Source organism: Mesorhizobium sp. WSM4310, from assembly GCF_007003935.1.
Taxonomy (GTDB): Bacteria; Pseudomonadota; Alphaproteobacteria; order Rhizobiales; family Rhizobiaceae; genus Mesorhizobium.
Window position 1 is genome coordinate 53,657 of sequence record NZ_VFTA01000023.1, and the last position, 26,308, is coordinate 79,964.

Sequence of the window (26,308 nt, forward strand, 5' to 3'; positions counted from 1 at the left end):
CACACCAAATGCGAGAGATCCCCGATCGTTCCGCGCCGGGCGCTTTTGAAGATAAATCTTGGCAAATTGCGCCGCGGAGAAACCGAAGGCGACGCAATGCTCAGCCTAAAGGAGCTCTCGGTCTCGCTCGATGATTGGTACCGCGGTCGTCGAGGAGACCGAAATCCCATCACCGCTGGCGAGCGGGTTCTGGCCGCTGGCGAGTCGGGTCGAGGAAAGCACGCACGTTCGGGCGATCGGTGGCCTGTGGCCTTGGGCGCGGCAGCGGTAATTTCCATCCCGACAAGCGAATGTTCATATTGCCTTTGGAGCGGCACAAGGACGGGGCAAAACTTGTCGGCGAGATCGATCTGATCCCGCGCAGGAGCCTCAGGAAATTGCGAGCCTTTCTGCGACACCCACGGGCCGGCTGAACCGCGTGTGAAAAGAAGGGACGTCGTTGTTAGAGAACCAGGGCGGGCGCTCGGCGACGCCAGTGCAGTTCGCCATCCGGTAACTCACACGTTCGTGCAATTTTCGACTTGCGACAGTTGATAAATGCGGCGCGGAACAAAATTGAAATTGCGGCGTTTGGAGGCTTGCGGGGTAGTGTGACGTCCGCGCACGAGGGGGATTTATCCTACATGGATCGATTGGGAGTGGCGCTGTGACTGTGCAGGCATCCAAGAAGCAATTGGCCCGTCGTAGCATACTGAATTCTTTGAAGGCCTTCCGACGTGGTGACTTTTCAGTCCGCATCGACAACGTCTACGAAGGCCTCGATTCCGAGATCGCAGAAACCTTCAACGAGATCGTGGATCTGAACGATCAGGTCTCCCGAGAATTCGAGCGTCTGAGCAGGGTCGTTGGCAAGGATGGGCGGATAGGCGAGCGTGGCCGCGTCCGCAACGCTACAGGCAGTTGGGAATCCAGCGTCCGGTCCGTCAACGATCTCATAGAAGACATGGTCCAACCCACCGCCGAGGTCGCTCGCGTTATCGGCGCCGTAGCCAAGGGTGATCTGTCGCAGACGATGATGGTCGAGATCGACGGCCGACCGCTGCGCGGCGAATTTCTGCGCATAGGCAAGATCGTCAACACCATGGTTGGTCAGCTTGCTTCCTTTGCCTCCGAGGTGACGCGCGTGGCGCGCGAAGTCGGCACCGAAGGCAAACTCGGCGGTCAGGCGCGCGTGAAAGGTGTCGCCGGGACGTGGAAAGATTTGACCGATAACGTCAACGCCATGGCAACGAACCTGACCGGCCAGGTGCGCAACATCGCGGAGGTGACGACGGCGGTTGCATCCGGAGACCTGTCGAAAAAGATCACCGTCGACGTGAAGGGCGAGATCCTGGAGCTGAAGAACACGATCAACACGATGGTCGACCAGCTCAATTCCTTCGCTTCGGAAGTGACCCGCGTGGCGCGCGAAGTCGGCACCGAAGGCAAGCTCGGCGGCCAGGCGCGCGTCGAAGGCGTCGGTGGGACATGGAAGGATCTGACCGACAATGTAAATTCCATGGCCGAGAACCTGACCGGCCAAGTGCGCAATATCGCCGAGGTGACGACGGCCGTCGCCTTGGGCGACCTGTCGAAGAAGATCACGGTCGATGTGAAAGGCGAAATCCTTGAGCTGAAATCGACTATCAACACGATGGTCGACCAGCTCAATTCTTTCGCCGGCGAGGTGACCCGCGTGGCGCGCGAGGTTGGCACCGAAGGCAAGCTCGGCGGCCAGGCTCAGGTGCGCGGCGTTGCGGGCACTTGGAAGGACCTCACTGACAACGTCAACTCGATGGCTGAAAATCTCACTGGACAGGTGCGCAACATCGCCGAGGTCACGACGGCGGTTGCTTCTGGAGATCTTTCAAAGAAGATCACCGTCGCGGTTCAAGGTGAAATCCTGGAGTTGAAAGACACCATCAACACGATGGTGGACCAGCTGAACTCTTTTGCCTCGGAGGTGACGCGCGTGGCGCGCGAAGTCGGCACCGAAGGCAAGCTCGGCGGTCAGGCCGAGGTGAGGGGGGTTGGCGGCACGTGGAAGGATCTGACCGACAATGTCAATCTGATGGCTGCCAATCTGACCGGACAGGTGCGCAACATCGCCGAGGTGACTACGGCCGTGGCACGCGGCGACCTGTCGAAGAAAATCACAGTCGACGTCAAGGGCGAAATCCTGGAGCTTAAGGATACTGTCAACACGATGGTCGATCAGCTGAATTCCTTCGCTTCGGAAGTCACGCGTGTGGCGCGCGAAGTCGGTTCGGAAGGCAAGCTTGGTGGACAGGCCCATGTCGAAGGGGTCGGCGGCACCTGGAAGGACCTGACCGACAACGTCAACGCCATGGCTGGCAATCTAACCGTGCAGTTGCGCGATGTGTCCAAGGTGGCGACGGCGATTGCCACCGGCGACCTGACGCAGAAGATCACGGTCGATGCACTGGGCGAGATCTTGCAGATCAAGGACGTCATCAACACGATGGTGGACCAGCTCAATTCGTTCGCTTCGGAGGTGACGCGCGTGGCGCGCGAGGTCGGCTCGGACGGCAAGCTGGGCGGCCAGGCGCAGGTGCGTGGCGTCGCCGGCACCTGGAAGGATTTGACCGACAACGTCAATGCCATGGCCGCCAATCTTACCGGCCAGGTGCGCAACATCGCCGAAGTGACCACGGCCGTGGCGCTTGGCGATCTGTCGAAGAAGATCACCGTCGACGTCCGCGGCGAGATTCTGGAGTTGAAGGACACGATCAACACGATGGTCGACCAGCTCAATTCCTTCGCCTCGGAGGTCACGCGCGTGGCGCGCGAGGTCGGTACCGAAGGCAAGCTGGGCGGCCAGGCTCAGGTGCGCGGCGTAGCTGGCACTTGGAAAGACCTGACCGACAATGTCAATTCCATGGCTGAGAACCTGACCGGCCAGGTGCGCAACATCGCCGAAGTGACAACCGCTGTGGCGCGCGGTGACCTCTCCAAAAAGATCACGGTCGACGTCAAAGGCGAAATCCTCGAGCTCAAGTCGACCATCAACACCATGGTGGACCAGCTCAACTCCTTCGCAGGCGAGGTGACCCGCGTGGCACGTGAGGTTGGCACCGAGGGCAAGCTCGGCGGCCAGGCCCGCGTTGAGGGCGTCGCCGGGACCTGGAAGGACCTGACCGACAACGTCAACCTCATGGCGACGAACCTGACCAATCAGGTGCGTGGCATCGCCGACGTCGTGACAGCGGTTGCGCAAGGTAACCTCAAGCGCAAACTGACGGTGGACGCAAAGGGCGAAATCGCTTCTCTCGCTGACACCATCAACGGCATGATTGAGACGCTGGCCACCTTCGCCGACCAGGTGACCAATGTCGCGCGTGAAGTGGGCATCGAGGGCAAGCTCGGCGGGCAGGCCCGCGTGCCGGGCGCCGCAGGCCTGTGGCGCGACCTCACCGATAATGTCAATCAGCTCGCCGCCAACCTGACGACTCAGGTGCGCGCCATTGCCGAGGTTTCGACGGCGGTAACCAAGGGCGATCTGACCCGTTCGATCAGCGTCGAGGCCTCAGGTGAAGTCGCCGCGCTCAAGGACAATATCAACGAAATGATCCGCAATCTGAAGGATCAGACGCTGAAGAATGCGGAGCAGGATTGGTTGAAGACCAATCTCGCGCGGTTTTCGCGCATGCTGCAGGGCGAACGCGACCTTGCCACGGTCTCGCGGCTTATCATGTCCGAGCTCGCTCCGCTGGTGAACGCGCAATATGGCGTCTTCTACGTCACCAACCGCGACGAAGAGGAATCCTATCTTGAGTTGGCGGCGTCGTATGGCGCCGAAAGCAGGGCCGCCATAAAACAGCGTCTCGATCTGCGCGAAGGCCTCGTCGGGCAAAGTGCCGCCGACAAGCGCGCCATCATGCTGAACAATGTGCCGCCGGAATTTCTGCGCGTAACGTCGGGTCTCGGAAGCGCCTCGCCGGCCAACGTCATCATCCTTCCGGCCTTGTTCGAGGATGAGGTCAAAGCCGTCATCGAACTCGCCTCGTTCGGCGAATTCCGTGACACCCATCAGTCCTTTCTCAACCAGCTGATGGAATCCGTCGGCATCGTTCTCAACACCATTGCCGCAACGATGCGCACCGAGGGGCTGCTCAAGCAGTCCCAGCTGCTGACCTCGGAATTGCAGGCGCGGCAGACCGAGCTGACCAAGAAACAGGAAGAGTTGCATGCCACGAACGAGGAGCTGCAAGAAAAGGCGCAGCTGCTCGAGAACGAAAAAAAGCAGGTGGAAAACAAGAATCTCGAAATCGAGATGGCACGGCGCGCCCTGGAGGAGAAAGCCGAACAGCTGGCGCTTACTTCCAAGTACAAGTCCGAGTTCCTGGCCAATATGAGCCACGAACTGCGTACACCGCTCAACTCATTGCTCATTCTCTCCAACCTCCTTGCGACCAACCAGCAGGGCAATCTGAATGAAAAACAGGTCGAGTTCGCGCGCACCATCAATTCTGCCGGAACCGACCTTCTCAGCCTCATCAACGACATCCTCGATCTGTCGAAGATCGAGTCCGGTACCGTCTCGATAGATATCAACGATATGCCGGTGACCCATCTGCGCCAGCATATGGAACGCACGTTCCGCCAGTTGGCCGCCGACAAGGGCCTCGGCTTCACTATTAAGGTCGATCCCGCACTGCCCGAGACGGTCCGAACGGACGAGAAGCGCCTGCAGCAGATTGTCCTCAATCTGCTTTCGAATGCATTCAAGTTCACATCGCAGGGCGAGGTCAGCTTGAATTTCCGGGTCGAGAAGGCGGGCGGCCGCAACCGTTCCGGGCATGCGACGAAGGCCTTGGCGATCGCAGTGACCGACACCGGCATCGGCATCCCGGAAGATAAGCAGAAACTTATCTTCGAAGCTTTCCAGCAGGCAGATGGAACCACCAGCCGCAAATATGGCGGCACCGGGCTCGGGCTGTCGATCAGCCGCGAGATCGCTCGCCTGCTTGGCGGTGAGCTACGGGTTGAAAGCACCCCGGGCAAGGGCTCAACCTTTACGCTGGTCATACCGTTCGCCGGTCCCCGTGTGGCGGCCGCCCAGTCGGCCTTGCCTGCGCCGACCGAGGTTGCGGCCGAGCCGGCATCGCTCGGCAGCTCGCCCTCGGCGGAGCTGGTCGACGATCGCGATTCCATCGCGCCGACCGATCGGGTCGTGCTCATTGTCGAGGACGACCCGACCTTTGGCGGGCTCCTGCTTGGTCTCGCTCGTTCGGCGGGCCTCAAAGGCGTCTTGTCGAATGCGGGGTCCGGCACCCTGGCCCTGGCTCGCAAACTGGTTCCCGATGCCATTACGCTTGATCTAGGGCTTTCGGACATCGATGGATGGGTTCTTTTCGATCTGTTGCGCCATGATCAGAAGACGAAGGGAATTCCCATTCACGTCATCTCGGGTGCCGAAGCCATAGACAGTCTCGCCCGCAAGGGGGCATCCAGTATTTCCACCAAGCCTGTTTCATCCGACGACCTCATGCAGGTGTTTCAGGATATCCATTCCAGGAAGCTGCGCATTCAGCGGCGCGTGCTGGTCGCGGACCCCGACCCGGAGCGCCGGCTATCGCTAGTCGAAGCGATCCGCGACGGCGTGACCTCGGTCACTGCGGTCGGCCGTTTCGCGGCAAATGCCGACGATATCGGCACGGCTTCATATGATGCCATCGTGCTCGGTTTCGGGCGCTCGGCCAAGGACAATGCACAGTCGCTGGACGAGCTCGCCGACCAGTTCGACGGAACCCTTCCGCAGCTGTTGTTCTTTGCCCCTCATCCTGATGCGCTTGAACAGGTGTTGGCCTTGAATCCGGCGCTTGCGAATACGCCGCGGGCCGAGAATTTCGCTCAGCTGGCGCTTCATATGTCGGCGACGCTGCCAGGAGAGGACCGTGAGGAGCGCGCAACGGAAACCGAGCATGCGGGCAAGTCCGACCTGGCTGGGGCGAAAGTTCTCATCGTCGACGACGATATCCGCAACATCTACTCGCTCACCAGTGTCCTGGAGACGTACGATATTCAGGTTCTCCATGCCGAGCGGGGCCGCGACGGCATCGCACTGCTGGAGCAGGTGCCCGATGTCGACGCCGCTTTGATCGATATAATGATGCCGGAGATGGACGGCTACGAGACGATGCGGCGTATTCGCGCGACGCCGGCGATCGCTCACATCCCGCTGATTTCCGTCACTGCCAAAGCGATGAAGGGCGATCGGCAGAAATGTCTCGACGCCGGTGCTTCGGATTATATCGCCAAGCCGGTCGATCTTGATCTGCTGCTGGCATTGCTTCGTGTCTGGATAGGCCGTTCCCGAGGACGCACGGAGAACCCGGAACAAATGCTCTTGGCAGTGAACTGACGGCCGGTCCATGCAAAAGCCTTCGAGAAACAGGGTAAGAAAACTTGAGGCCGGGCAATTGGCCGAGGGACCGGCAAGGGCACGGATCCTCGCCGTGGACGACGATGAACGCAACCTTCTGGCGATCAGCGAAGTCCTTGCTTCGACGGGAGACGTCATCTGCGCCCAATCGGGCGAAGAGGCATTGCGCTTTCTGCTGAAGGAGGACTTCGCCATCATCCTCCTGGACGTCCTCATGCCGGGAATAGACGGCTATGAAACGGCTGCGCTTATACGCCAGCGCGAACAATCCAAGCATACTCCCATCATCTTCCTTACAGCCATCAACAAGGAGCAGGCTCACATGCTGCGCGGCTATGATGCCGGCGCGGTCGACTATGTGTTTAAGCCATTCGATCCGATCATGCTGCGCTCGAAAGTCGCGGTCTTCGTCGAACTCCACGAAAAGACCCTGGAAATTCAGCGAAAGGCAGCGACCGAGAAGAGACTGCTGGCACAGGCACTCCAGGCGCAGAAGGACAAGCTTCAGGCCGAGCAGGCCCTGCGCAACGCGGAGGAACGGCAGGATGCTATTTTGGGTTCCCTGCCGGTCTGTTTCCATGCGCGGGCAGCCGCGCCGCCCTTCGCGACGCGCTTTGTCACCGACGGGGTCGAACGTCTAGCTGGCTTTACATCCAAGACATTGATCTCCGATCCGTCCTTTGGCCTTAGCCGGGTCCACCCGGACGATCGCGCCAGGTTGGAGCAAGCGCTTTTGGTGGCAAAAACGACCGGCTCCTACACCTGTGAATTCCGCTGGCTGTGCGCCAATGGCGAGTATCGGATCTTTCTCGACCAAGGTGTGATGTCGAATGGCGTAGATGGCCGCGAACCGGAAATCTTTGGGACGCTGCTTGACGTCACCGAGCGGCGGGCTCTTGAGGACCAGCTGCTTCAGTCGCAGCGACTTGATGCTATTGGCAAGCTGACCGGTGGCCTGGCTCATGACTTCAACAATCTGCTCGCCGCAATCTTGAGTGGGTTGGGACTGCTCGAACGCGGTGCAACCTTGGATGACCAGGCCCGGCAGGTCCTTGAGCTGATGCGGCGCTCGGCCAAACAAGGCGCCGATCTCGTCACTCGCATGCTCGCCTTTTCGCGTCGGCAAACGCTGAAGCCAGAAGCGGTGCGTCTTGCAGGGTTCGGCGACACCATGAACGGGTTGGTAGCGCCAGTCTTAGGGGGCTTGATACGCTTCGATTGGCAGATCGACGACACGGTATGGCCGGTACATGTCGATGCCGGGCAGCTTGAACTTGCGCTGATGAACCTTGTTTTCAACGCACGCGATGCCATGCCGTCGGGTGGGACTATCAGCGTGCTTGCGCAAAATCGCTCCCTCGAGACGACGTCGCAAGATCTGGCGCCTGGCGAATATGTCGTCGTAACGGTCAAGGATACGGGTTCGGGAATCCCTTCCGACATACTGGCGAAGGTCATTGAACCTTTCTTCACGACAAAACCGGTTGGAAAGGGAACGGGGCTCGGGCTCAGCACGGTTTATGGCTTCATGAAGCAGTCCGGGGGTTCTCTTCGCATAGAAAGCGCCCCTGGTCGCGGAACGGCAATGGAACTGTGGCTGCCACGTTCTTTTGATGATTCATTTAACGATGACACCGCGGCCAAAGAGGAACCAGTAACCTACAGCGGCAAAGAAAACCCGTCAGTCCTTCTGATCGACGACAGCAGCGTGTTGCGGCAACTGACTGCCGAGTCGCTTCGTCAGCAAGGTTTTCCGGTGACCTGCGCGTCTGGCGGCGCTGAGGCGCTGGCTGCCATTGAACGGGCCCCGCATGATTTTGATGTAATCGTCACTGACTTTGCCATGCCGCTGGTCACCGGGATCGACGTTATTCGATTCGCACGCAACCTCCGCAGCGATTGGCCGGCGGTGATAGTGACGGGCTACGCCGAAGCGGATACGATTTCGGATCGCCCGTCGGATGTCCCTCTGTTGAGCAAGCCCTTCCGAGAAAAGGACCTCGTAGAGGCTATCTTTCGAGCAATCGCACCAGCCCCTAAAGCAACAAAGACAGGATAGGGCGGCTAAGTCCGTTTGATCCGATAAAGCGATGGACGGGGCATGCGCATAAACGCCTGACCAAGAATTGAACGAGCCAGGCTCGAAGACTGCATTGCGCCTCAGTCTATCGATCGTTAAGCCTCCGTAGCGGACAGCGGGCCGCACGTGCCATCGCAGGGTCGCGCGGGCCCGACACACTCAATACCCCTCGGGACACCTGGCAACATAGACGCGCCCTTGGCGATCCCTATAACGGCACTGGCCAGCCTCGCTGGCGTGTCCGATCACCGCCCCTGCGATGGCACCAGCAGCTCCGCCGACGACCGCACCTTGCACTGGGTTACCAGCCACGGCCGCGCCGATTGCCGCCCCACCCAGTCCGCCGACGGCAGCACCCTGTTCAGTGCGGGAACATGCAACAAGCGGAATGAGAAGGCTTAATACGAGCATTGTCTTTTTCATCAGTCGTCCTCCAGCAGCCCAAAGCGGGCCGGATACTAAATGCGCAGTTCCCGCTTTTGATCCATATCTCTCTAATTTAGATTTAGCTGTTGACGGGATCACATGCATGCCGACAAAGCCGGCGTGCACGTCGGAGACCAGGAACTCTCTGAAAGGGACCGCCTGGCTCGGAGTTGCGCTTATTGGGGAACGCGCCGGCCCTCTTGCGAGTTCGTCCGTCACTTCAACTGCTTCTCGGCCAGCTTACCGCCGGTGGGCCGTTATTTCGCTTTGGTGTTGAATTGACGGTTTGCAGCAAATCGATGGTGAAGGTGCCTGGAGGAGCGCGAACGCCCTCCTTCACATTAGAGATAGTCACTGTCGTGATCTGCCCTCTTTCGTCGGTGAGGCTCCATCTGCGTAGATCCAACGATTTCTTGTCAAAGACCACCGTGATGTTCGAGTTTCCGAAAGCCGACTTGTCAGCCAGCTTAATGATAACCTGGGCACCATCGTCTCTGATGCCTTTGACGCGGTTACCGGAAAATTCGACCTCGTCGTCCAGGACGAGTTTAAGCGGCGTTTTGGAGAGAGCATAGAGGCGTGAGGTCTTGAGCTTCTTGTTGTAGATTACGACGGATCTTCCATCTGCAATCAAGCTGATCCCGGATTGGCCTGCATAGTCGAATCGGAGCTTGCCCGGGCGTTGCAGAAAAAATCTCCCGCTGGTCTTTTCCGCCCTAGGACCAGACTGGACGAAGTCCCCTGACATGGACTTTATGGCTGAGAAATGATCGGCAATCGTCGCTGCATCTGCCGGCGCGGCCGCGACGGCAGGAGTAAGTTCGGAATTGATCGCGGTAGCGCTGACAACTACAAACCAGAAAGCCAGCAGTCTTCTGATCTTTTCCATTTACTTTCCAGGTTCGAGCGGCGTGATTAAAGGAGGTGGCGCGCCTTTTGGCCCCGCGTAGCGCACAATCCAGCACGCGAATTTGCTGTCGCCGCTACCGTAGCAGGCTCGGCTGCGCTGGGGTCCCGAGCTCCGACCAACCGCCAATTCGGTTTAGCTTTCGCCGATCATACATCGTAATGCGTGCCCGGCTCTCCAAGTGAGAGCCGGGCAAAAAGGAGGCGGTCAATAACCGCCATTCTCCTGCTGAATAACAACGTGGCGGTGACGATGGTGGTGCGATCGATCCATCGGGCTTCGGACAACAACCGCATCGGAGCGATGGTGGCGACGACCGTGATCGAAGAAAGTGATATCACCATGATGGCGGTGATGGAGGCGATGTCCTTCACGATAGATAACGACACGATCATTGTTCCAGTGGTGGTGTCGGTGGTGTCTATGGGTCTGAACTACGATCGCGTCGGCCGAGGCGACGCAGGGTACGAGTAGGCACAGGGCCAAAGCAGTAACAATGGCGACTTTCATTTGAGATCCTCAACGATTTAAGATGGCCCTTCGCCTGCTTAACATCGTGCGATCGCTTTGGTTCCGTTACCGCGGGACCCGTCAGGGACATTGAGAGGTGACCAATTGTCGGCCGACGGCCAATACTCCGGCACTCGTCATCGGCCCAGCATTAGCAGGGCGAGTGCGGCGCAGTGATAGATGCAATTTCGAAGGTAAAACGGATTTCTTTTGCCACGCCCTCAAAAGGATCTCGGGCGTCTATCGGCCATTCCTAAGGCCGGCACTGACGCTGCGGCACAAGTTGCCAACCCGCTAAAGCCGGCCCAACGGCGACGTCCTAAAAATACGGCCCAAATATGGAACATTAGGCGGTCCGAAATGTTGATTTCGACGCAATAACCGTACGGTAGGCAAAAGAGCGTGGCCTGCCTATTATTTTGGAGTCCGATCGATGCACAGCATAATCTACATTGTTGGGCTAGTCGTCGTTGTTCTTGCGGTGCTGAGCTTTTTTGGCCTGAGGAGATAGGCACGGCAAGTGGGGAGGCATGACGTTGGTTTCCCGGGCTAGCCAAGCCATCAATGCCGGAACTGATGATGGCCGCGTGGCCGCAGCGATGAGCTGAGGAACGCTGGGCCAATGTTGATGGTCGGTATGTTTGCAAGCCCGCGCGCATCGGGTCATCGCATCGGACCCCGTCTTTCCACATTGCGTGTTCCTGCCGACCACATCGAAACTAGCAGCGGCGCCCATCCGGAATGCCGGCAAATACTACGGGCAAACGATTGTGCTGTAACGGACGCCGCCCGGCCTGGAAGCTGGCTCAGCTTAGATCCCGTCCCGGGTCGAGACGGCTCCGCACGGCCAGATGAGTGGTAGACGCTTCAACGACGCGGTGACCGGCTATTGGCGCAACTCACTCGACGCCTCCATCCAGGCGCGGCAATTTTATCGCCGAGACGTCGCGCCTTCTTACCAAAAGCGAGCCGCACCGCAAAGACAGCCAGCACCTAATCACCGCTCATTGCAATGCTCCCTTCGCGGGATTCGGTTCTTGTCGGGATTGGAGAATGGAAGTTCGTGCGGGATCCGGGTCAGGCTCTCGCACGTCGGATGTCCAGGCCGGCGCATCTAGCAGCGATTCTTTATTGGGCTCTGGTTTGGGCGGCATGTCTGCCGGTCAGCAGAGGGGTTTGCCGACCTGGGCTGCGCACCAGTTTGTCTGGCAGGGAATGGTCTTCCTGGCCAACCGACCAGCCGTAGAGAATGTTCCATCTGCAGCGGAACTGGCACTGACGGGGGCGGTTATCGTTGATCACGGAGGACCAAAGGCATGCGTGACAACGAAAACCATCGCGAAACCGGGGCCACAAAATATCCGGCAAAGACCGGCGTCGACTCTTCGAACGCGTCCTCTCAGGACGCGGCCGCAAACAAGAAGCCCAAGCCTGGCGGTGGCCTGACGCGCCCCGTGAATGAGGTGGAAGACAAGACTCACCAATCAGACGGGCGGCAACCATCAGAAGAGGAAACCGATTCCAGGCCCTGATCCTCGCCATCCGGTGGGCGCGTTAACCCTTCGCAGAGAATTCGTGGCAAGGCAGAAAAGTGATGCCAGTCATTTTGCGGTCTTGCCCAAAGTGTCCGCTACGACCGCGCCACGTTTGCCCATGGGCAGGGGCAGGCCGGTAGTGGAATCAATCGCTGTCTGATGCTCCATCTCGGCATTGATCGCGGCGCCGGCGATAAGGATGATGACGGAAATCCACGTCCACATCATTAAACCGACTACGGCGCCGAGCGATCCGTATGTGGCGTTGTAGTTGGCGAAATGCTGCAAATAGAATGAAAACAGCCACGACGCCGCGATCCACGCAACGGTCGCAATCAAAGAGCCCCAACTCAGCCAACGCCATTTGGCACGTTCGCGGCTTGGTCCGAAGCGATAAAGCAGAGAAATTCCGGTCAGCATCGCGCAGACCAAGACCGGCCACCGGGCTGCTGCTATTAACGTCTCCGTCCACGCATCCAGATAGAAATAGCGCAAAAGCGCGGGAACGACGCCCACCGTGAGCAACAGCACGATGCCGATCAACAACGCGCCGACAGTAAACAGGATCGACATTAGGTTGAGCGTGATGAAGCTGCGTTTTTCCCGTTCCTCGTAGGCGATATTCATGGCATCAAAGAGTGCCTTCATGCCGCTGTTGGAACTCCAAAGCGCGATACCAAGGCCGATGAAGAAACCGATGCCGAGAGCGCCGGGTTTTTGCCTGGCCAAGGCTTGAAGCTGTTCGCGAATGAGGTCTAGCCCGCCCGACGGAAGCAATCCGCCGAGATAGGCAATATGGTCGGCAACCGAAACCGGGTCCGCGACAAAGCCGTAAATTGAAATGAAAGCGGCCAAGGCCGGAAACAGTGCCAGAAGCAGGTAGAACGTGGCGCCGGCCGCAACGAGCAAAACCCGGTCCTTGTTGAATTCTTCCCATAAGCGCCAGAAGATATCTTTCCAACCAAGCGCAGGTATCTGGGATGGCCAAGCCGCGTCGCGTCCGCGGTCTCCCTCCTCCGATCTCAGAGCTGCCTTACTCTCTTCCGTTGTTAAGGCCGCGCGACTGGCCGCTTCTTCATCGATTAAAGACGCCTCTGTGGCGGGCAGCTTCTGACTCCGTCTCGCTTTCGAAGTCACAGGGCTAACCCCATCGCTGTCCACCACATTCGACTACGCTCCAATGTGCGGCCAATGCTTCCCTTGACCGCTGTGGGTTGCCGACGAACGCTTCCGCAATGCGCTTCCTCATGCCCGGGCTTGAACCTCTCAACGCCTTGAACGGCGTAGCTGTTCCGTTGCCCCTGCGAGCTGGCAAGCCAGCCGAAAACCTGTCCATGGTTTCGACTGGCGCAAAAACCGCTCGAAACTGCCAGCCTATTTGGCGACGCGACACATCGCCGACATTCATCCAAAATCGGCGGCCTCACGAAGGTGCCAAGCAGACCTATCGGGACCCTTGATCGTGCAGGGACCGGCGTAGCCTCAGGCGCGGCATGAGTAACGAAAAGCACGGAGAACAGAACCCCCAAAGCAACGCGATACCAATAATCAAAGCCATTCCTGGACCTCCACCCACTCGAACGCGGAGAACGTGTTGCGAAATCAGCGTGCCCCAGCCCTGCGTCTAGTTCCTCCAGCGGTGATTTGATCGCGCGGCCAACGGCGAGGACCGCTATCGAGACGCCCGACGCTTTCACCAATCCTGAACGCTGCATATACGATGCCGATCTGGATCAACAATTTGAGCATGAATAGTCTCCTTGGCAGCAAAAACTTGGTCGCTGGCCACTGGTTCCGCTGGCGATTCCGTCACCAATTCATCTCCGCAATGTGGTTCGAGCCGTTACCCGGATCATCGATCGCTGCCTCAGTCTGAGAAAGCACTGCCCGACCTTGACCACCTGGCGCTATTCCGCGGATCCGTTGTTGGTAAATGGTGAAGCGCTGGGGATGCACTGCAAGGTCCAGCCCGACGGCGTCGGCTGCCTCTGGTATTCGGCGATGGCCGCCATGCATTGTTCACGCTTGTCGAAACTGCCAGGCAAGATTGCCATGCCACCCTGCGGACCGGCTATTACCAGGTACCAGATTAACGCTGCTGTCGAAGCCATGGTGTTTCCTCGTTGCAAGCGAAGCTATAAAAGCGGGCGGCTGGACCGCTTTATGACAGTGGCAGGAATGAGCTAGCGGCAAGCTGGTGAACATCGTCGTGCTCTGCCTACGGTTCGCAACGCGCGCTTTCAGAGCATGGGATTTTGCGAGATCTTGCATTTTGAAGCCCGCCGCCACGAGACGACGGGCTTGAGCCAGGAAGGTCAGTCGTAGACCTTGACGATCTTGTGGGTGCCTGGATCGACCAGAACAGTCCGGTTGTCGATCACGACATAACGGTATTTGACGTTGGGGACTTCGCGAAGCTCGACTGTATCGGGTAGAGCCGTGCCGATATTGAGTTCCACTCCGGGGACCTTTACCGACGCGAGCGGCTGCTTCTTCACATATTCGCGGATCACCGTGTCCTGCTCGGGCTGAATGATGATATCCTCGGCCGCCGCGACGCCGACGCCTGTGAGCAGAAGAAATGCCGCGGCTGCAGCAGACAGATGCAATTCCATATTGGGCTCCTCGTGAGAGTGGCTCCGACTGGTGGTGTCGAAGCTCAATAGCCAACTTGGCGCTGACGCAATCGTTCCCCTTGGTGGACTTCGGTCTGGGGTTCGGTTGGACATATGTCTGGCCACGTTCGGCAATGGTCTTGCAGACGGTGCGGCTTGGAACGGTCCCCTTTTGCGGAAGTTGTGAGCCGGAACTGAAGGAAAAATCTATTGATAGGAGCGTTGGTCAAGCGCGTTCTGTTGGCCATTATCTCCCTCGTGATCGGAATATCTCTTGGCTGAAGTCAACCATCGCGACTTTCCGAATCGGCGCAGTTATGTCCCTTCCTGCGCTGATAAGGGTTCGCTCGTCTCCCCGGGGGCGAGCGAACCCGTGGACTTCAGCTTGGCGCCGGAAGATTGGATGTTCAACGAGAAAGAAAATCGGTTCATTGAAGCTGGCTTGCTCCTGGCCGTGCCCATTTCCGTCGCCATCACCTCACTGATAGCGGTTTTCGCCTTGTGATTTCGACGGCGGGCTTGTTCAGACAGGCTTCCACGTTCATTAGGTTGCAATAGTGTTGTTCACCGCGCTGATGCGGTCGGTAACCTAGCACCGAATTGAGATCGCCGGGACTCCAAGCGGGCTGGGGCCGATTTTCTGAGAGGCGCGGGCGTGCATTCCTTCAAGGAAATGTCTCAACGCCTTGTGCAGTCTCAGGGTTGCATCTTCGATCAGTGCGCTTTCCGGGCTCCAAACAGCCGCTTTCTGACAGGTTATTGCCGCACCGCTGTGGCGCAAATCCCGCTATCGAACTGTGTGGCGGCAGCGCATGCCTCCAACGGAACATTCTTCGCCAACTGAAGTTCTGAATTTGCCTTGGTTTTGATCCCCGTGGGCCAAGGCGAGGAGGCTGTCTCCATCAGCTTCCAACCAGCCCGCCTCGGATGGGGGCAAAACTGTCCGGGGCGGGCTTCGGTCAGGCCTAAAGCGAGCATGGTTTTCCACCGTTAACTCTTTGGATCGAGTTTTCTTGCTGGCGCTTCGGCGACTCGCTTATTAGAGACTCCTTATGGAGAGGCGGCACGCAATCCGAAGGGTCAGTGATGGGCTCTGGGAGGTCTACGACATAGACAACAACAAGGTTGTGCGCGTGGGTGGAGTGCCCTTGACAAACTTGTTGGATGAAGACGCGCTCGACGCGTTGGACCTGATAAGGGATGGCTTCCTCGCCCCGGGCCGGTCCAGGAGGACAAAGGCCTAAGCAAGGTGCCAGGTCAGGGCGCCTGGCAGCATGGCATAAGCGCGCAAAAGGCCCCGGCGAAGCGGGGAGCGCCGAGGCCTTGGCCATGTACGAGCTACTTGCATTTCCGCTGATCATGATGCGCCAAACATGCTCAATTATCTGTAAATCCGCTTCACAACCTGGAGCTGATGGCAGGCAAGCGAAGGACATAATCCGCGCAGTTGCGGGGAGCCCTCAAAACGGAGACACCCAATGGCCAGAGATCGAGCGTTTTCTGATGCCGGCGGATGCCCTCCGCGAGACCATAGAAGCTCATGTCGCCAACCGGCGATACCACGGGCAATGATGCTCCGTTCATCGGATGGAACGGGCGACTTGGGCAGGCAAACATGCGCCCGAGGCCACCGCAAGGGCAGGTGCGGTCCTTGAGTAACGCTTTCACCGGCAATGCGGCCCGGCGCCTACCAGTAGGACGCCGGGCCTAAACGACGGGACGCCGGCTGGCTATACGCTAGTGCTAGTATAGCTGCATTCGACCTTTCGTGCAGGCTCAAAGGGCCCCCTGCAACCAGATCAGGGCTCGCGGGTTCTTAGTCTCATTAAACAGCGCCTCGTTTTCCTCCGAATTTGGTCAATCCATGAACGTCTCGGTTACGCCAACAACGGCCGACAGAATCAAAGCCGGTAAGAGTGGCCTGCTTATGATCTCTGACAATTACGATGCGTTCGCCGCGCGTGTCTTAGCGGCAAGGAGTGCGGCTCGCACTCTCGATCTCATGTATTATCTCTGGCATGACGACCTTACTGGGCGCTTGCTTCTACAGGAAGTTGTCCGCGCCGCGCAGCGGGGCGTACGCGTCAGAATGCTGCTCGACGACGTCAATCCGCGCAAGAGCGATGCAGCTTATTTGGCGCTGAGCAACCATCCAAACATCGAACTCAAATTGTTCAACCCGAGCGGCATCAGAGCACGCGGCGTGATGCGAGGCGCGGAAGTCCTCTTGCGGATTTTTGCATTGACCAGGCGGATGCACAACAAGGCGTGGATCGCCGACGACAACATCGCCATCGTCGGTGGACGTAATATCGGCGATGCCTATTTTGACGCGGCGGAGACGAATTTTCGTGACCTCGACATGCTGCTCCTCGGTCCTGCCGTCCAGCAAACCGCACAGATCTTCCAGACTTTCTGGGCATGCCAGGACGCCAAGCCAATAGGTGAACTCGGTGCAACCGCTCCGGGTTCGTATTCCCCTTATTTCGAAGGAAGCGAGGAGGAAACCGAGTCGACGCTCCTGAGCGGTATCGGAGACAAGGGCTCCATCGCCGGGTTCATAGCGGCCAGCAGCGACGTTCATTGGGTCGAGGGCGCGCGCGTGATCTCTGACCCTCCGGAAAAGGTGCGAGGCTGGAGACCGTGTGGTTGGCTGATGAAGGAGTTGCTCCCAATCATTCAGTCGGCGCGCAAGCGTGTGGAAATCGTGTCGCCATATTTCATCCCCGGCAAGAAGGGTTCAAAAATCCTCGGCGACCTCGTGGACGACGGGGTGCAGGTCGCTGTTTTGACCAACTCCTTGGCCGCGACCGATGTCGCTGCCGCACACGGGGCCTACGCCAACTATCGCAAGCGCTTGCTCAGAAAGGGCGTGCAGCTCTTCGAGCTTCAGCCCTTTAGAAGGCAGCCCAAAATTTCTGTATTTGGATCAAAGGGTGCCAGCCTGCACACAAAAGCGTTCAGCGTCGATAACAGGATCGGTTTCGTGGGATCCTTCAACTTCGATCCGCGGTCCGTATCGTTGAATTCGGAAATGGGAGTGCTTTTTGAAGACGAGACGTTGGTCGCGGAACTCCGGCACCGGTTCAAATCCGAGATAGCGCCGGAAGCAAGCTACCGGCTCGAACTGAAGAACGAGGTTCTGCGCTGGCATGGCAGCGATGAAGGCAGACCTCAAACCTATACTCGCGAACCCGAGGCAGCATGGTCCCGCCGTATCCTGGCCGCCCTGGTCAGGTACCTACCCATCGAATCTCAGCTTTAGCGGTATGTCGATACTGGGAATGTTGGCGCTCTCCCCCAGCCGCCATTCAAGCAGGTTCCCACCCGCCTGGACCTTGCCGAAAGGAATAGCTGGCCGAGGTTTCGAACCCGGAACGCGAAGACTGCCATGCCCGGCATTCGACGGAGATCCTCGGATGCTCGACGCGAATGATGTTAAACGAATTTGCAGCATGGCGTACCCGGGACGAAACCGCCGTCCCCGCTTGAATAAGCAGTGCCGCATAGCCGTCGATTAGGTAGCGCCGTGCGCTCGAACCGGCGCGATGAAGATGCTGGTGGCCAGACAATATGACGTCTACGCCGCTGCGCGAGAAGGCATCCATTGCCAGATCCGCGCGGCCAACGATTCCGTCGTCGTTTTCCAGGTCCAGTCCTTCGAAAGGATGGTGCGTCACCACTATCCGGGTAACGTTATTGGACATATTTGCCAACTTGTCCCTCGCCGCCTCTAGCTGGCGGACGTTGATCCTGCCGTCCTTGATTGTCAGGGATCGTGCCGTGTTGATCCCGACGACAGCGACTTCGCTATCGGCGTAGAATGGGTCCGTGTCCGCCTCGATGTAGCGCCTGTAACGTGCCAGAGGTGTCACGGCACGCGCAAAGACATTCCAGAGCGGCACGTCGTGATTGCCGGGCACCACGATGCGGGGGCCGGGAAGAGAGTCAAGGAAAGCCCGCGCCTGCAGGAATTCGTCTTTCCGGGCGCGCTGCGTCAGATCTCCCGACACGACGAGCAAATCAAAATCGACGGCACGAACCTCAGCCGCGATCGCGTCCACGAGCTGGCTCTCTGTTTTTCCGAAGTGCAAATCCGAAAGGTGGACGAGGGTCTTCACTGAATTTCTCCGCTTTCAGTTATGGCCACTCGTCTTTGTCGTTTTGGTCAGGCGCAAGGACCTGCAAGGCCGCCGGTCGAATCCGAAAATTCAGGGGCATGTCCATACGGACGGCTTCGCCGTCCAGAGAAACCAGCATGGCGCGGCGATGCGATGTGATTTGAAGTGAAGTAGCCCTATAGGTTTCCAGATCTCGGGTCGAATCTATCACGCCGAATGCGATTTTGAACGGAAGCAATGCCAGCCCAAACCAGGACTGTTGCTTAACGACATAAATGCATAGTTCTTTTGACGAGAGGCTGCGGCGGTGGCCAAGATTGGCGACGTCGTAGAAATTGTTGCCAACAAACACGCAAGGAGTCCGCAGTCTTTCGCGAGCGCCCTGGGCAGAAACGTGAACAGCCTGCCACGTGGCGAATCTCACCGTTCTCATGAGGGCGGGGCCGATGGCGGCAAGCTTGCCAAATCCGCGGTGCCGCTGCTCGGCTGAGCGCTTTGCCACAAAGAACGGATAGATCCCGATCGATGAATTGTTGAGAAACACGCGGCCGTTGACCTCGGCGACATCGACTGCGACAGGTGTGCCTGTCGCGATTGTATCGATCGCCGCCGTCAGATCGAGCGGCACACCCAAATCCTTGGCAAAGTGGTTCAATGTGCCGAGCGGAAGAACACCGAGAACCAGATTCGTCCCCGCCAGCGCCGAGGCAGCGGTGCCGAGAGTGCCGTCGCCACCGCCCACCACCAATCTCGATCCATGATCGGAAGTCGACTTATTGTCGGCAACGAAACGCCGAGCGAGTTCTCCAACCTCTCGCCCGTCTACCAATCGCACATCCACCTCGACGCCACGTTCGGCGAACGCATCCCGCACGGCTCTCGCTATGTCGCCCTTGCGCACCGCAGCGCCGGCACCCTTGTTGATGAGCGCCATAACCTTCAAGTCTTTGGTCCCCGCTTTGGTCTTTCCTGAAACCACAAAGCGACTATCCAACACAGGATCGCCCAGCCAGAGCCAACGCACCACCCTGCCAATACATCCGTTGGATAGTGGACTGCGAGGTAGACCCGGCTTATGCCAACGGCCACCGTCAGAAACAAGGCGAGCGCCATGAAATACACTTTGAGGCGCAGATCCTGACTTGCATGTGAAAGCAGAGCCCCTACGGTCAGGAACGTGATCGCCGAAAGCATTGCATGTCCACTCGGGAAGCTTGCCGTGAATACTCGCGTGACATGAGGGATCTCCGGCCTGGGCCGGTTGAAGCTCAGCTTGAGGATCGTGCCAAGCAGTTCGCCGCCGCCCACCGCTACCGCCATCCAAATGGCCAGAGCCCGCTTGTGGACCAGAAGCAGATAAACAGCCGCTCCCAGCAACACGAAGCCAAGAAACACCACGCTGCCGAGTGAGGTCACATCCCTGGCCGCTTCCTGAAGCCAGGGCGGACCGATCGGATAGGCGGGATCGGCTGCGCGAAGGGCCGACATAATGGCCAGATCAAATTTGGTTGTGTCGCCTTCCAGGACTTCCTCGGCGAGCAGCCCAAAGCCGAGAACGAGGCAGGCGACTAGCATGCCCGCAATAAGCCTGTTCTTGCCTTGTGCGGAAGCACTGCCGATCCGAGGCGGCGTGGGAGGGCAGTGATTCCCGAGGGGCCCGCGCTCGATGTCTGGAATTGGTTCTCTCAAGCCTGGGACCTCATTGGTGAGGCATAACGGGCTCGCGAGAACGAGGTTCCCCAGCCATCACCGCGCTGAGAACGTAAGAATTTGCAGCCGCACTGCGCTACAGCCCCGACAACATGACGGGTGGGAAAGGGGCCGTCACCCTCTCTTTTCAAGAGGGAACTATTGAAAATGCTATCCGTTAAGGAGGTCACCAAAGGCGTGTGGGGACAACGTGGATCAAGAGGACGCTTCACCAATATCATCTGGCGTGGAAGGCCTCGACTACGTCCTGCGAGGCGGCTATGCAAAATTCCGCTCACATCTTGTAGAGGGCAGGCCTGGTTCAGGAAAGACCACACTTGGTCTGCAGTTTCTGATCAAAGGCGCGACAGATGGCGAGAAATGCCTCTACATAACGCTGTCCGAAAGCAAGCGTGAACTGCACTCGGTCGCGCAACGGCATGGGTTTTCTCTTGAAGGTGTCGAAATCCTCGAGCTGGTCCCGCCGGAGCTGAGCCTCGATCCGTCGCAGTTACAGACTCTGGTTCATTCCTCCGATCTGGAACTCGGTGAAACTGTGCAGTCCGCGCTTGCCGAGATCGAGCGCATAAAGCCGGATCGCGTGGTGTTCGATTCCCTGTCGGAAATACGTCTTTTGTCACAGGGATCGTTACGCTATCGACGGCAGGTCCTGGCGTTGAAAAGCTTTTTCCTGCTCAACAATGCAACGGTGCTTCTCCTTGACGATCTCACTGCCGAACATGACGATCTCAACCTGCATTCCATCAGTCATGGCGTCATCCGGATGGAACAGCTTTCGCCAATCTATGGCGGAGAGCGGCGGCGGCTGCGCGTCATCAAAATGCGCGGCGTTCAAATTCGCGGCGGCTTCCACGACTTCGTCATTCGACCCGGCGGCGTGACGGTATTTCCTCGCTTGGTTGCCTCCGAACATGAGCTGGCCGAGCCTGGAACGCCCGCCATCGGCAACAGTTCTGTCGACACGCTCTTGGGTGGCGGGCTTGACCGCGGCACCAGCACGCTTCTGATGGGACCTTCTGGTGTCGGCAAGTCAACCATCGCGTGCAGCTATTGCCATGCCGCTCTCAAGCGGGGCGAACATGTGTTGGTGCTTTTGTTCGATGAAACCAAGCGGATATTCCTGGCGCGCGCGTCGGGCCTCGGCATGGATCTGGGCCCGTTCGCCGACAATGGCAGTTTGCTGCTGGAACAGATCGATCCGGCGGAATTGTCGCCCGGTGAATTGTCGTCGCGCATCCAGTCGGCTGTCGAGCGGTCAAATGCGCGGATCGTCGTCATCGACAGCTTGACCGGGTACCTCAATGCGATGTCGGAGGAACAGCATCTTGTGCTGCAGATGCACGAGATCCTGACATATCTCAATCAGAAAGGCGTTGTGACGATCCTGCTGCTGGCCAATCATGGAGTGATCGGTCAAATGTCAGCCCCCGTAGACATGACCTATCTCTGCGATTCCTTAATGCTCCTGCGCTTCTTCGAAAGCGGCGGCCGTCTGAGACGGGCTATTTCCGTGGTCAAGAAACGCGCCGGGCCGCATGAGGACACCATTCGCGAATTCAAGATAAGCGCGACCGGGCTGGCCGTCGGTGAACCATTGGAGGAGTTTCGGGGGATCCTGACTGGCGTGCCCACCTACGAGGGAAAGCAAGGCAACCTGCTGCAAGACAAGGCCTCGTGATGCCTTCAGACTGCAGTGTGCTCGTATTGGCACCAGTCGGGCGCGACGCGAAGGTCGCGTCGACAATCCTCGCGGAGAACGGGATCAAGTCTCACATCTGCGCCACCCTCGACGAAGCAGTACCGCTGTTGGACCAAGCCCAGTGCTTTTTGGTTACCGAAGAAGCCTTGATCAGTTCTGATCGAAATCAGTTCGCATCCTGGCTCAATCTTCAACCGGCGTGGTCCGATTTTCCGATCGTGCTGCTGACGATGCGGGGAACGGAGATCGACAAGCGCCTGGCCTTTCTGGACCGCTATCTGATCGTTCTCGAGAGGCCTTTTCTGGCGTCGAGCCTGGCAAATTCGGTACGCTCGGCTCTGCGCGCCCGCGCCCGTCAGCTCGAGGTCAAGTCGTATATTGAAGAGAAGCAAGAGGTCGCTGACCGGCAGAAACTGCTGATCAGGGAGCTCCATCATCGCGTCAAGAACACGCTGGCAAATGTCCGAGCTATGATGGGTGCGACCGCCAAGTCGAGCGGAAGCGTCGATGATTTCGTGCGCGATTTCTCCGCCAGGATCGTCTCTCTCGCCGACACGCACTCGATGCTCACCGATGACTATTGGCAGATGGCCTCCTTGCACAAGCTGCTGGAGTCGGAGCTGCGCCACTACGATACGAGCGACAGGTCGCGTGTTGTGCTTGAAGGGCCAAACGTCGCCCTGGTCGCCGATATCGCCATCCCGATCGGGATGGCCTTTCATGAACTTGCGTCCAACTCATCGAAATATGGTGCGTTGTCCCGCCCCACCGGACGTCTCGAAGTCCGGTGGTCGTTGAGCAATTCGCAAGACGAGCGAATCCTCAATCTGGAGTGGCTTGAAATGGGCGGGCCGAAGGTCGAGCCCCCAAGAAGGCGCGGCTTCGGGACGACACTGCTGGAGAAAGTCGTGACTGTGCAGTGCCAAGCCAAGGTCGAGTTGAACTATCGCCCTGACGGTCTGCGGTTCACGATGGCCTTGCCGCTACGCGATACGAGGCTGGTCCCGGCATATTGACCTCTTCTAGGTGGCCGCGCTTCGGCGGTGGCCTATCTGCTCCATCGCTGATACTGATGACCTATCCTTACGGCGTAGGCGTTAAAATGACATCGGATACAGGGAAGCCCGAGGCGGTCGAGCAGCTGCTCGATACGCCAGAACTGGCCACGGCGCTGGAGAGCGAACAGTTCAAGAAGTTCCTCGACCAGGTGCCTATTGCGATCGCAGTTTCAGACCTGATCGAAACGGAACGCGTCGTCTATGCCAATCCGGAATTCGAAAAGCTCTCCGGCCTGAAGGCCGCCAGTCTGGCGCGAAAAAACTGGGCAGCGCTGTCGGGGACTGGTATCCGTCAGCAGAAAGACAAGGCGCTGGCCGAATGCGTTGTCAACGAAACGGATTTTGTCGGTACTTTCCGCCTTGAACGCGGCGCCGACGGACCAGCAGTCGTTGACGCCTATTCAAATTTGATAGTGGACGATGATGGCAAGACCTGTTTTCGGCTGGTCGCCTTGGTGGACGTATCCTCTCACGGCGAGGAGGCGCCCTCGATCGAGGAGCGTGTCCGCGAGAAGGATACATTGCTGCGGGAACTGCAGCATAGGGTAAAGAACAATCTCCAGATGATCACCGCACTCATCCGACTGGAGACCCGCAATGCGGCGGAGCCTGATCAGAAACGGTTCGAGAGGTTGGCCGGGCGCGTCGACGCTCTTGCGATACTCTACCAGGCGCTGTCGAACGACGAGCAGGAAGATGAGGTCGATCTCGGCATCTACCTCAGCCAGATAGCATCTGCGGTAATGGCTTCGCATGCCGTCGAAGGCATACGCTTGGACATGAAAGTGGATACCTATCCCGTCTCCGTCAACGTTGCGATGCCGACTGGCCTGGTGGTGAACGAACTGCTGACGAATTCGCTCAAACACGGCTTCAAGGGACGAGAAGGCGGCACGATAACGCTTCACAGCGTGGTCGATGGCGAAGGATGCCGCATCACTATCGCCGATGACGGAGTTGGCTTGCCGCAGGGTGAGACTTGGCCGAAGCCCGGCAAGCTTGGCGCACTCATCGCGCACTCCTTGACCGAAAACGCCAAAGCGCACTTCGAAGTGAAATCCAGCGCCGACGAAGGGACCAGGGTTACCATCGTTTTCAAACGGTCGGCGGCGACCTGACGACCACCCTAGAGGTTGCGCTCGACCGGGTCGCTGTCACGGCGACGCCGACCCACCGCTAGTGCCTAAGTCCGGGTCGGCCACCGTCCTCGGCCTGGGAGACGTAAGAAAGTTTCGCACCCAGCGCGAACGTGCGGATCCGGCCCCCCACCCCAAGTTGCCCGAGCGGATCCAGCCGATCACGTTTCTCGACAGCTGCTGGCACGGTGGTGTGGGCGGTGGCAACCCAGTTCCAAACGTTTCTACGACTGGCCGTCAACTAGCGGAGGTGGACGTTCAAACGTTCTGCCTTAGCGCACTGCGCACTGATGCTGGTGAGGACGAGCGATGCGACTGGCCGAAAAGGGCGGACGAGCGCCGGTGATCGCGTCCAGCGACTGCGGTAATCCGGTTAGCGGCGAATGCACGATAGGCTTTTTTGTCGGGGGCAGGAACCGCTTCATGGTGGCGAAGTTCAATTCCTAGGAACACAGGAGTGAAATATCATGGACACGCCAACCACAGACGACTTTCCGGGACCAGGTAACGCCAACGAGAACGGCTGGGGCAATGAGGACGCCGAGCGTGCCGAGACCAGGAAAGAAGCTCTCGGCAAGCTTAAGACAAGTGCGGCGGAGACCGCGTCGCATCTGAAGAATGCCGCCGCCTCCGTTTCGAGTGATGCCAAAGATTATGCAGGGTCTGTCGCCGCTGATGCCGCGGGCGCCTTCAAGGAAGCAGTCGAGTCCAACAAGACGGCGGGCGCCGATGCTATTGCCAATATCGCCCATTCCGTGAAGGACGCGGCAGACGGCATCGAAAAGCAATCGCCCCAGGTCGCAAGCATGGTGCGCACGGCGGCCGAAGGTGTCGAGCGTATCTCTACCGATATCAGGGACCGCAACGTCGGCGAGTTGCTCGATTCCGTCACGAAATTCGCGCAGCGCCAGCCTGCCGCCTTTTTCGGGATCGGCATTCTAGCCGGCGTGGTCCTGACGCGGATCATGCGAAGTTCCGATCGGTCCTGAGAAGGATCATTGGCATGGATGATGGAACGGACCACCGGCCCTTCGGAAGCGTGTTCGGCCAAGCGGTAAGCCAATTTGGCTCGTTGATGCGCCTAGACTTGCGCCTCCTCGAGGCGGAAATGCGAGCGAAGTCCACCACGCTGGTTTCTTCGGGCGCATGTGGAATGGCGGCGGCCGTGTTTTTTGCGCTGGCGGCGTTCGCTCTGGTTCAGTGTCTCATCCTTGCGATGATCTCCTTCGGGGTAGGTCCGATGCTCGCCTGTCTGATCGTCGGCCTTGTTTTGATCGCGGGAGGTTTGATCTCCCTTTATCTGGCCAAGCGCGCGCTGACCGGATGGACCATTACGCCCGTCGAGACAGTCAATCAGGTGCGGACTGACCTCGCGGCCTTGAAGCAGGGAATACGCTATGGCTCAACCCAGCAATGAGATTAGGGACATCCTGGTGCAGAGCCGAACTGAACGGCAAGCACTGTTCGGCCCTGTAAGCGAGGTGAGCCGCCGGCTGCAACCCAGACATTTGGCCGACGTTTCCACACACTACGCCAAACAGAAAGTTGCCACGGCGCTCGGGGGCATCTCGGATGCGGTCCAGGAGAATGGCGGAATAGCGGCCGCCGTTGCATTGGGCGCAGTCGCCGTTTTTGATGCGGGACGAAGGAGTGCTGACGGAAAAGTCGCTGCTGGGCGTGTCGAAGTAACCACGGCGACGGTGACAAGCGACGGAGATGCCGATGCAAGGTCAAGCGGTTATCATGCTGGCAAGCGTCGCGCCGTTGCCAATCTCGATCGAGCCAAGATGATCGCCGGCTCGGCGGTAGGGGTGTTGGTTGGCCATATCATTGGCCGGGCCTTTCCGCCGACTGCCAAAGAGCACGCGCTGTTCGGCGAGGCTGCCGACGAAATTCGGGACGCGGCGGCCCAATTTGTCAGTGAGCATAAGCGCGGCGCAAAGATTGCCGCGGCTGAGGCCTTCGGCTTCGCGCGATATGGCGCCACCTTCCTGGCCGTGCTTGCGGTGGCAAGCGACTATTTCGTCAGCAAGGAAGACATCCGGGACCCTTCCGAGAAGTAATTGTCAGACAGTCAGGCGCACTTCTTATCTTCCGCGACCTCGACGCGAGCCGGAACGCCTGGC

General features: G+C 58.7%; 21 protein-coding genes. 12 read left to right on the plus strand and 9 right to left on the minus strand.

The window, feature by feature from the left end; translation table 11 throughout:
- Positions 1–727: 727 nt before the first annotated feature.
- Complete coding sequence (locus FJV80_RS35195; RefSeq protein ID WP_245437855.1) at positions 728–952, minus strand: hypothetical protein; 225 nt, start codon at positions 950–952, stop codon at positions 728–730.
- Between FJV80_RS35195 and FJV80_RS22960 the strand changes: the two genes are divergently transcribed.
- Both FJV80_RS22960 and FJV80_RS22965 read left to right on the plus strand, forming a co-directional pair.
- On the plus strand, positions 944–6,364 hold the full coding sequence (locus FJV80_RS22960; RefSeq protein WP_246689023.1) for a HAMP domain-containing protein: 5,421 nt from the start codon (positions 944–946) through the stop codon (positions 6,362–6,364). The two genes, FJV80_RS35195 and FJV80_RS22960, sit on opposite strands and share 9 nt — an antisense overlap.
- A 94-nt stretch (positions 6,365–6,458) precedes the next feature.
- Positions 6,459–8,444, plus strand: coding sequence for a response regulator (locus FJV80_RS22965; RefSeq protein ID WP_246689024.1), 1,986 nt, complete (start codon positions 6,459–6,461; stop codon positions 8,442–8,444).
- 180 nt (positions 8,445–8,624) lie between these two features.
- Here FJV80_RS22965 and FJV80_RS35200 read toward each other — a convergent pair whose 3' ends face one another.
- Together FJV80_RS35200 and FJV80_RS22975 are read right to left on the minus strand one after the other, a co-directional pair.
- On the minus strand, positions 8,625–8,888 hold the full coding sequence (locus tag FJV80_RS35200) for a YMGG-like glycine zipper-containing protein (RefSeq protein ID WP_095774620.1): 264 nt from the start codon (positions 8,886–8,888) through the stop codon (positions 8,625–8,627).
- Between the two features lie 223 nt (positions 8,889–9,111).
- Complete coding sequence (locus tag FJV80_RS22975; RefSeq protein WP_246689025.1) at positions 9,112–9,780, minus strand: outer membrane lipoprotein carrier protein LolA; 669 nt, start codon at positions 9,778–9,780, stop codon at positions 9,112–9,114.
- A gap of 258 nt (positions 9,781–10,038) precedes the next feature.
- Here FJV80_RS22975 and FJV80_RS35720 point away from each other — a divergent pair, with 258 nt between their 5' ends.
- Positions 10,039–10,272 carry a hypothetical protein gene (locus FJV80_RS35720; RefSeq protein ID WP_179296076.1) on the plus strand — a complete coding sequence of 78 codons (234 nt, stop codon included), beginning with the start codon at positions 10,039–10,041 and terminating at the stop codon, positions 10,270–10,272.
- A 1,352-nt stretch (positions 10,273–11,624) separates the two neighbouring features.
- Positions 11,625–11,840 (plus strand): hypothetical protein, encoded by a 216-nt coding sequence (locus FJV80_RS22985; protein WP_095790014.1) that lies wholly within the window; start codon positions 11,625–11,627, stop codon positions 11,838–11,840.
- 69 nt (positions 11,841–11,909) lie between these two features.
- Here the strand turns inward: FJV80_RS22985 and FJV80_RS22990 are convergent, their stop codons facing one another.
- From FJV80_RS22990 to FJV80_RS23000, 3 genes are all read right to left on the minus strand, one after another.
- The gene (locus FJV80_RS22990; RefSeq protein ID WP_095774691.1) at positions 11,910–12,980 is read right to left on the minus strand and encodes a YihY/virulence factor BrkB family protein; all 1,071 of its coding nucleotides are present in this window, start codon (positions 12,978–12,980) and stop codon (positions 11,910–11,912) included.
- Between the two features lie 770 nt (positions 12,981–13,750).
- Positions 13,751–13,954 (minus strand): hypothetical protein, encoded by a 204-nt coding sequence (locus FJV80_RS22995; protein ID WP_095774617.1) that lies wholly within the window; start codon positions 13,952–13,954, stop codon positions 13,751–13,753.
- A gap of 204 nt (positions 13,955–14,158) precedes the next feature.
- Complete coding sequence (locus tag FJV80_RS23000; RefSeq protein WP_142877479.1) at positions 14,159–14,458, minus strand: DUF1236 domain-containing protein; 300 nt, start codon at positions 14,456–14,458, stop codon at positions 14,159–14,161.
- A 274-nt stretch (positions 14,459–14,732) separates the two neighbouring features.
- Here FJV80_RS23000 and FJV80_RS23005 point away from each other — a divergent pair, with 274 nt between their 5' ends.
- On the plus strand, positions 14,733–14,963 hold the full coding sequence (locus FJV80_RS23005) for a hypothetical protein (RefSeq protein WP_142877480.1): 231 nt from the start codon (positions 14,733–14,735) through the stop codon (positions 14,961–14,963).
- A 1,359-nt stretch (positions 14,964–16,322) separates the two neighbouring features.
- Positions 16,323–17,723 (plus strand): phospholipase D family protein, encoded by a 1,401-nt coding sequence (locus tag FJV80_RS23015; RefSeq protein WP_142877481.1) that lies wholly within the window; start codon positions 16,323–16,325, stop codon positions 17,721–17,723.
- A 46-nt stretch (positions 17,724–17,769) separates the two neighbouring features.
- Here FJV80_RS23015 and FJV80_RS23020 read toward each other — a convergent pair whose 3' ends face one another.
- From FJV80_RS23020 to FJV80_RS23030, 3 genes are read right to left on the minus strand one after another with little or no spacing between them, the layout of a single operon-like run.
- A complete protein-coding gene (locus FJV80_RS23020; protein WP_142877482.1) occupies positions 17,770–18,579 on the minus strand; it encodes a metallophosphoesterase in 810 nt (269 codons plus the stop codon).
- Between the two features lie 19 nt (positions 18,580–18,598).
- A complete protein-coding gene (locus FJV80_RS23025; protein WP_246689026.1) occupies positions 18,599–19,513 on the minus strand; it encodes a diacylglycerol kinase family protein in 915 nt (304 codons plus the stop codon).
- A gap of 5 nt (positions 19,514–19,518) precedes the next feature.
- Positions 19,519–20,154 (minus strand): phosphatase PAP2 family protein, encoded by a 636-nt coding sequence (locus FJV80_RS23030; RefSeq protein ID WP_245318236.1) that lies wholly within the window; start codon positions 20,152–20,154, stop codon positions 19,519–19,521.
- Positions 20,155–20,479: 325 nt separating this feature from the next.
- Here FJV80_RS23030 and FJV80_RS23035 point away from each other — a divergent pair, with 325 nt between their 5' ends.
- The 6 genes from FJV80_RS23035 to FJV80_RS23060 all read left to right on the plus strand — a co-directional run bounded on the left by FJV80_RS23035 (position 20,480) and on the right by FJV80_RS23060 (position 26,245).
- Complete coding sequence (locus FJV80_RS23035; protein ID WP_095790020.1) at positions 20,480–21,967, plus strand: ATPase domain-containing protein; 1,488 nt, start codon at positions 20,480–20,482, stop codon at positions 21,965–21,967.
- The gene (locus FJV80_RS23040) at positions 21,964–23,004 is read left to right on the plus strand and encodes a sensor histidine kinase (RefSeq protein WP_142877484.1); all 1,041 of its coding nucleotides are present in this window, start codon (positions 21,964–21,966) and stop codon (positions 23,002–23,004) included. Before FJV80_RS23035 ends, FJV80_RS23040 begins: the two co-directional genes overlap by 4 nt.
- Before the next feature lie 86 nt (positions 23,005–23,090).
- Entirely contained in the window at positions 23,091–24,164 is a 1,074-nt protein-coding gene (locus FJV80_RS23045) for a histidine kinase dimerization/phosphoacceptor domain -containing protein (protein ID WP_142877506.1), read from the plus strand.
- A 485-nt stretch (positions 24,165–24,649) separates the two neighbouring features.
- Positions 24,650–25,171 (plus strand): hypothetical protein, encoded by a 522-nt coding sequence (locus FJV80_RS23050; protein ID WP_142877485.1) that lies wholly within the window; start codon positions 24,650–24,652, stop codon positions 25,169–25,171.
- Positions 25,172–25,185: 14 nt separating this feature from the next.
- Entirely contained in the window at positions 25,186–25,599 is a 414-nt protein-coding gene (locus FJV80_RS23055) for a phage holin family protein (protein WP_095790024.1), read from the plus strand.
- Positions 25,580–26,245 carry a hypothetical protein gene (locus FJV80_RS23060; protein ID WP_142877486.1) on the plus strand — a complete coding sequence of 222 codons (666 nt, stop codon included), beginning with the start codon at positions 25,580–25,582 and terminating at the stop codon, positions 26,243–26,245. The genes FJV80_RS23055 and FJV80_RS23060 overlap by 20 nt, the downstream gene beginning before the upstream one ends.
- Positions 26,246–26,308: the final 63 nt, after the last annotated feature.

Coding starts and splice junctions, on each gene's coding strand:
- FJV80_RS23015 (WP_142877481.1), top strand. CDS start 16,323: ATGAACGTCTCGGTTACGCCAACAACGGCCGACAGAATCAAAGCCGGT.
- FJV80_RS23055 (WP_095790024.1), top strand. CDS start 25,186: ATGGATGATGGAACGGACCACCGGCCCTTCGGAAGCGTGTTCGGCCAA.
- FJV80_RS23025 (WP_246689026.1), bottom strand. CDS start 19,513: ATGGCGCTCATCAACAAGGGTGCCGGCGCTGCGGTGCGCAAGGGCGAC.
- FJV80_RS22975 (WP_246689025.1), bottom strand. CDS start 9,780: ATGGAAAAGATCAGAAGACTGCTGGCTTTCTGGTTTGTAGTTGTCAGC.
- FJV80_RS23060 (WP_142877486.1), top strand. CDS start 25,580: ATGGCTCAACCCAGCAATGAGATTAGGGACATCCTGGTGCAGAGCCGA.
- FJV80_RS23050 (WP_142877485.1), top strand. CDS start 24,650: ATGGACACGCCAACCACAGACGACTTTCCGGGACCAGGTAACGCCAAC.
- FJV80_RS22995 (WP_095774617.1), bottom strand. CDS start 13,954: ATGGCTTCGACAGCAGCGTTAATCTGGTACCTGGTAATAGCCGGTCCG.
- FJV80_RS23030 (WP_245318236.1), bottom strand. CDS start 20,154: ATGCTAGTCGCCTGCCTCGTTCTCGGCTTTGGGCTGCTCGCCGAGGAA.
- FJV80_RS22960 (WP_246689023.1), top strand. CDS start 944: ATGGTCCAACCCACCGCCGAGGTCGCTCGCGTTATCGGCGCCGTAGCC.
- FJV80_RS23000 (WP_142877479.1), bottom strand. CDS start 14,458: ATGGAATTGCATCTGTCTGCTGCAGCCGCGGCATTTCTTCTGCTCACA.
- FJV80_RS35200 (WP_095774620.1), bottom strand. CDS start 8,888: ATGAAAAAGACAATGCTCGTATTAAGCCTTCTCATTCCGCTTGTTGCA.
- FJV80_RS23045 (WP_142877506.1), top strand. CDS start 23,091: ATGACATCGGATACAGGGAAGCCCGAGGCGGTCGAGCAGCTGCTCGAT.
- FJV80_RS22985 (WP_095790014.1), top strand. CDS start 11,625: ATGCGTGACAACGAAAACCATCGCGAAACCGGGGCCACAAAATATCCG.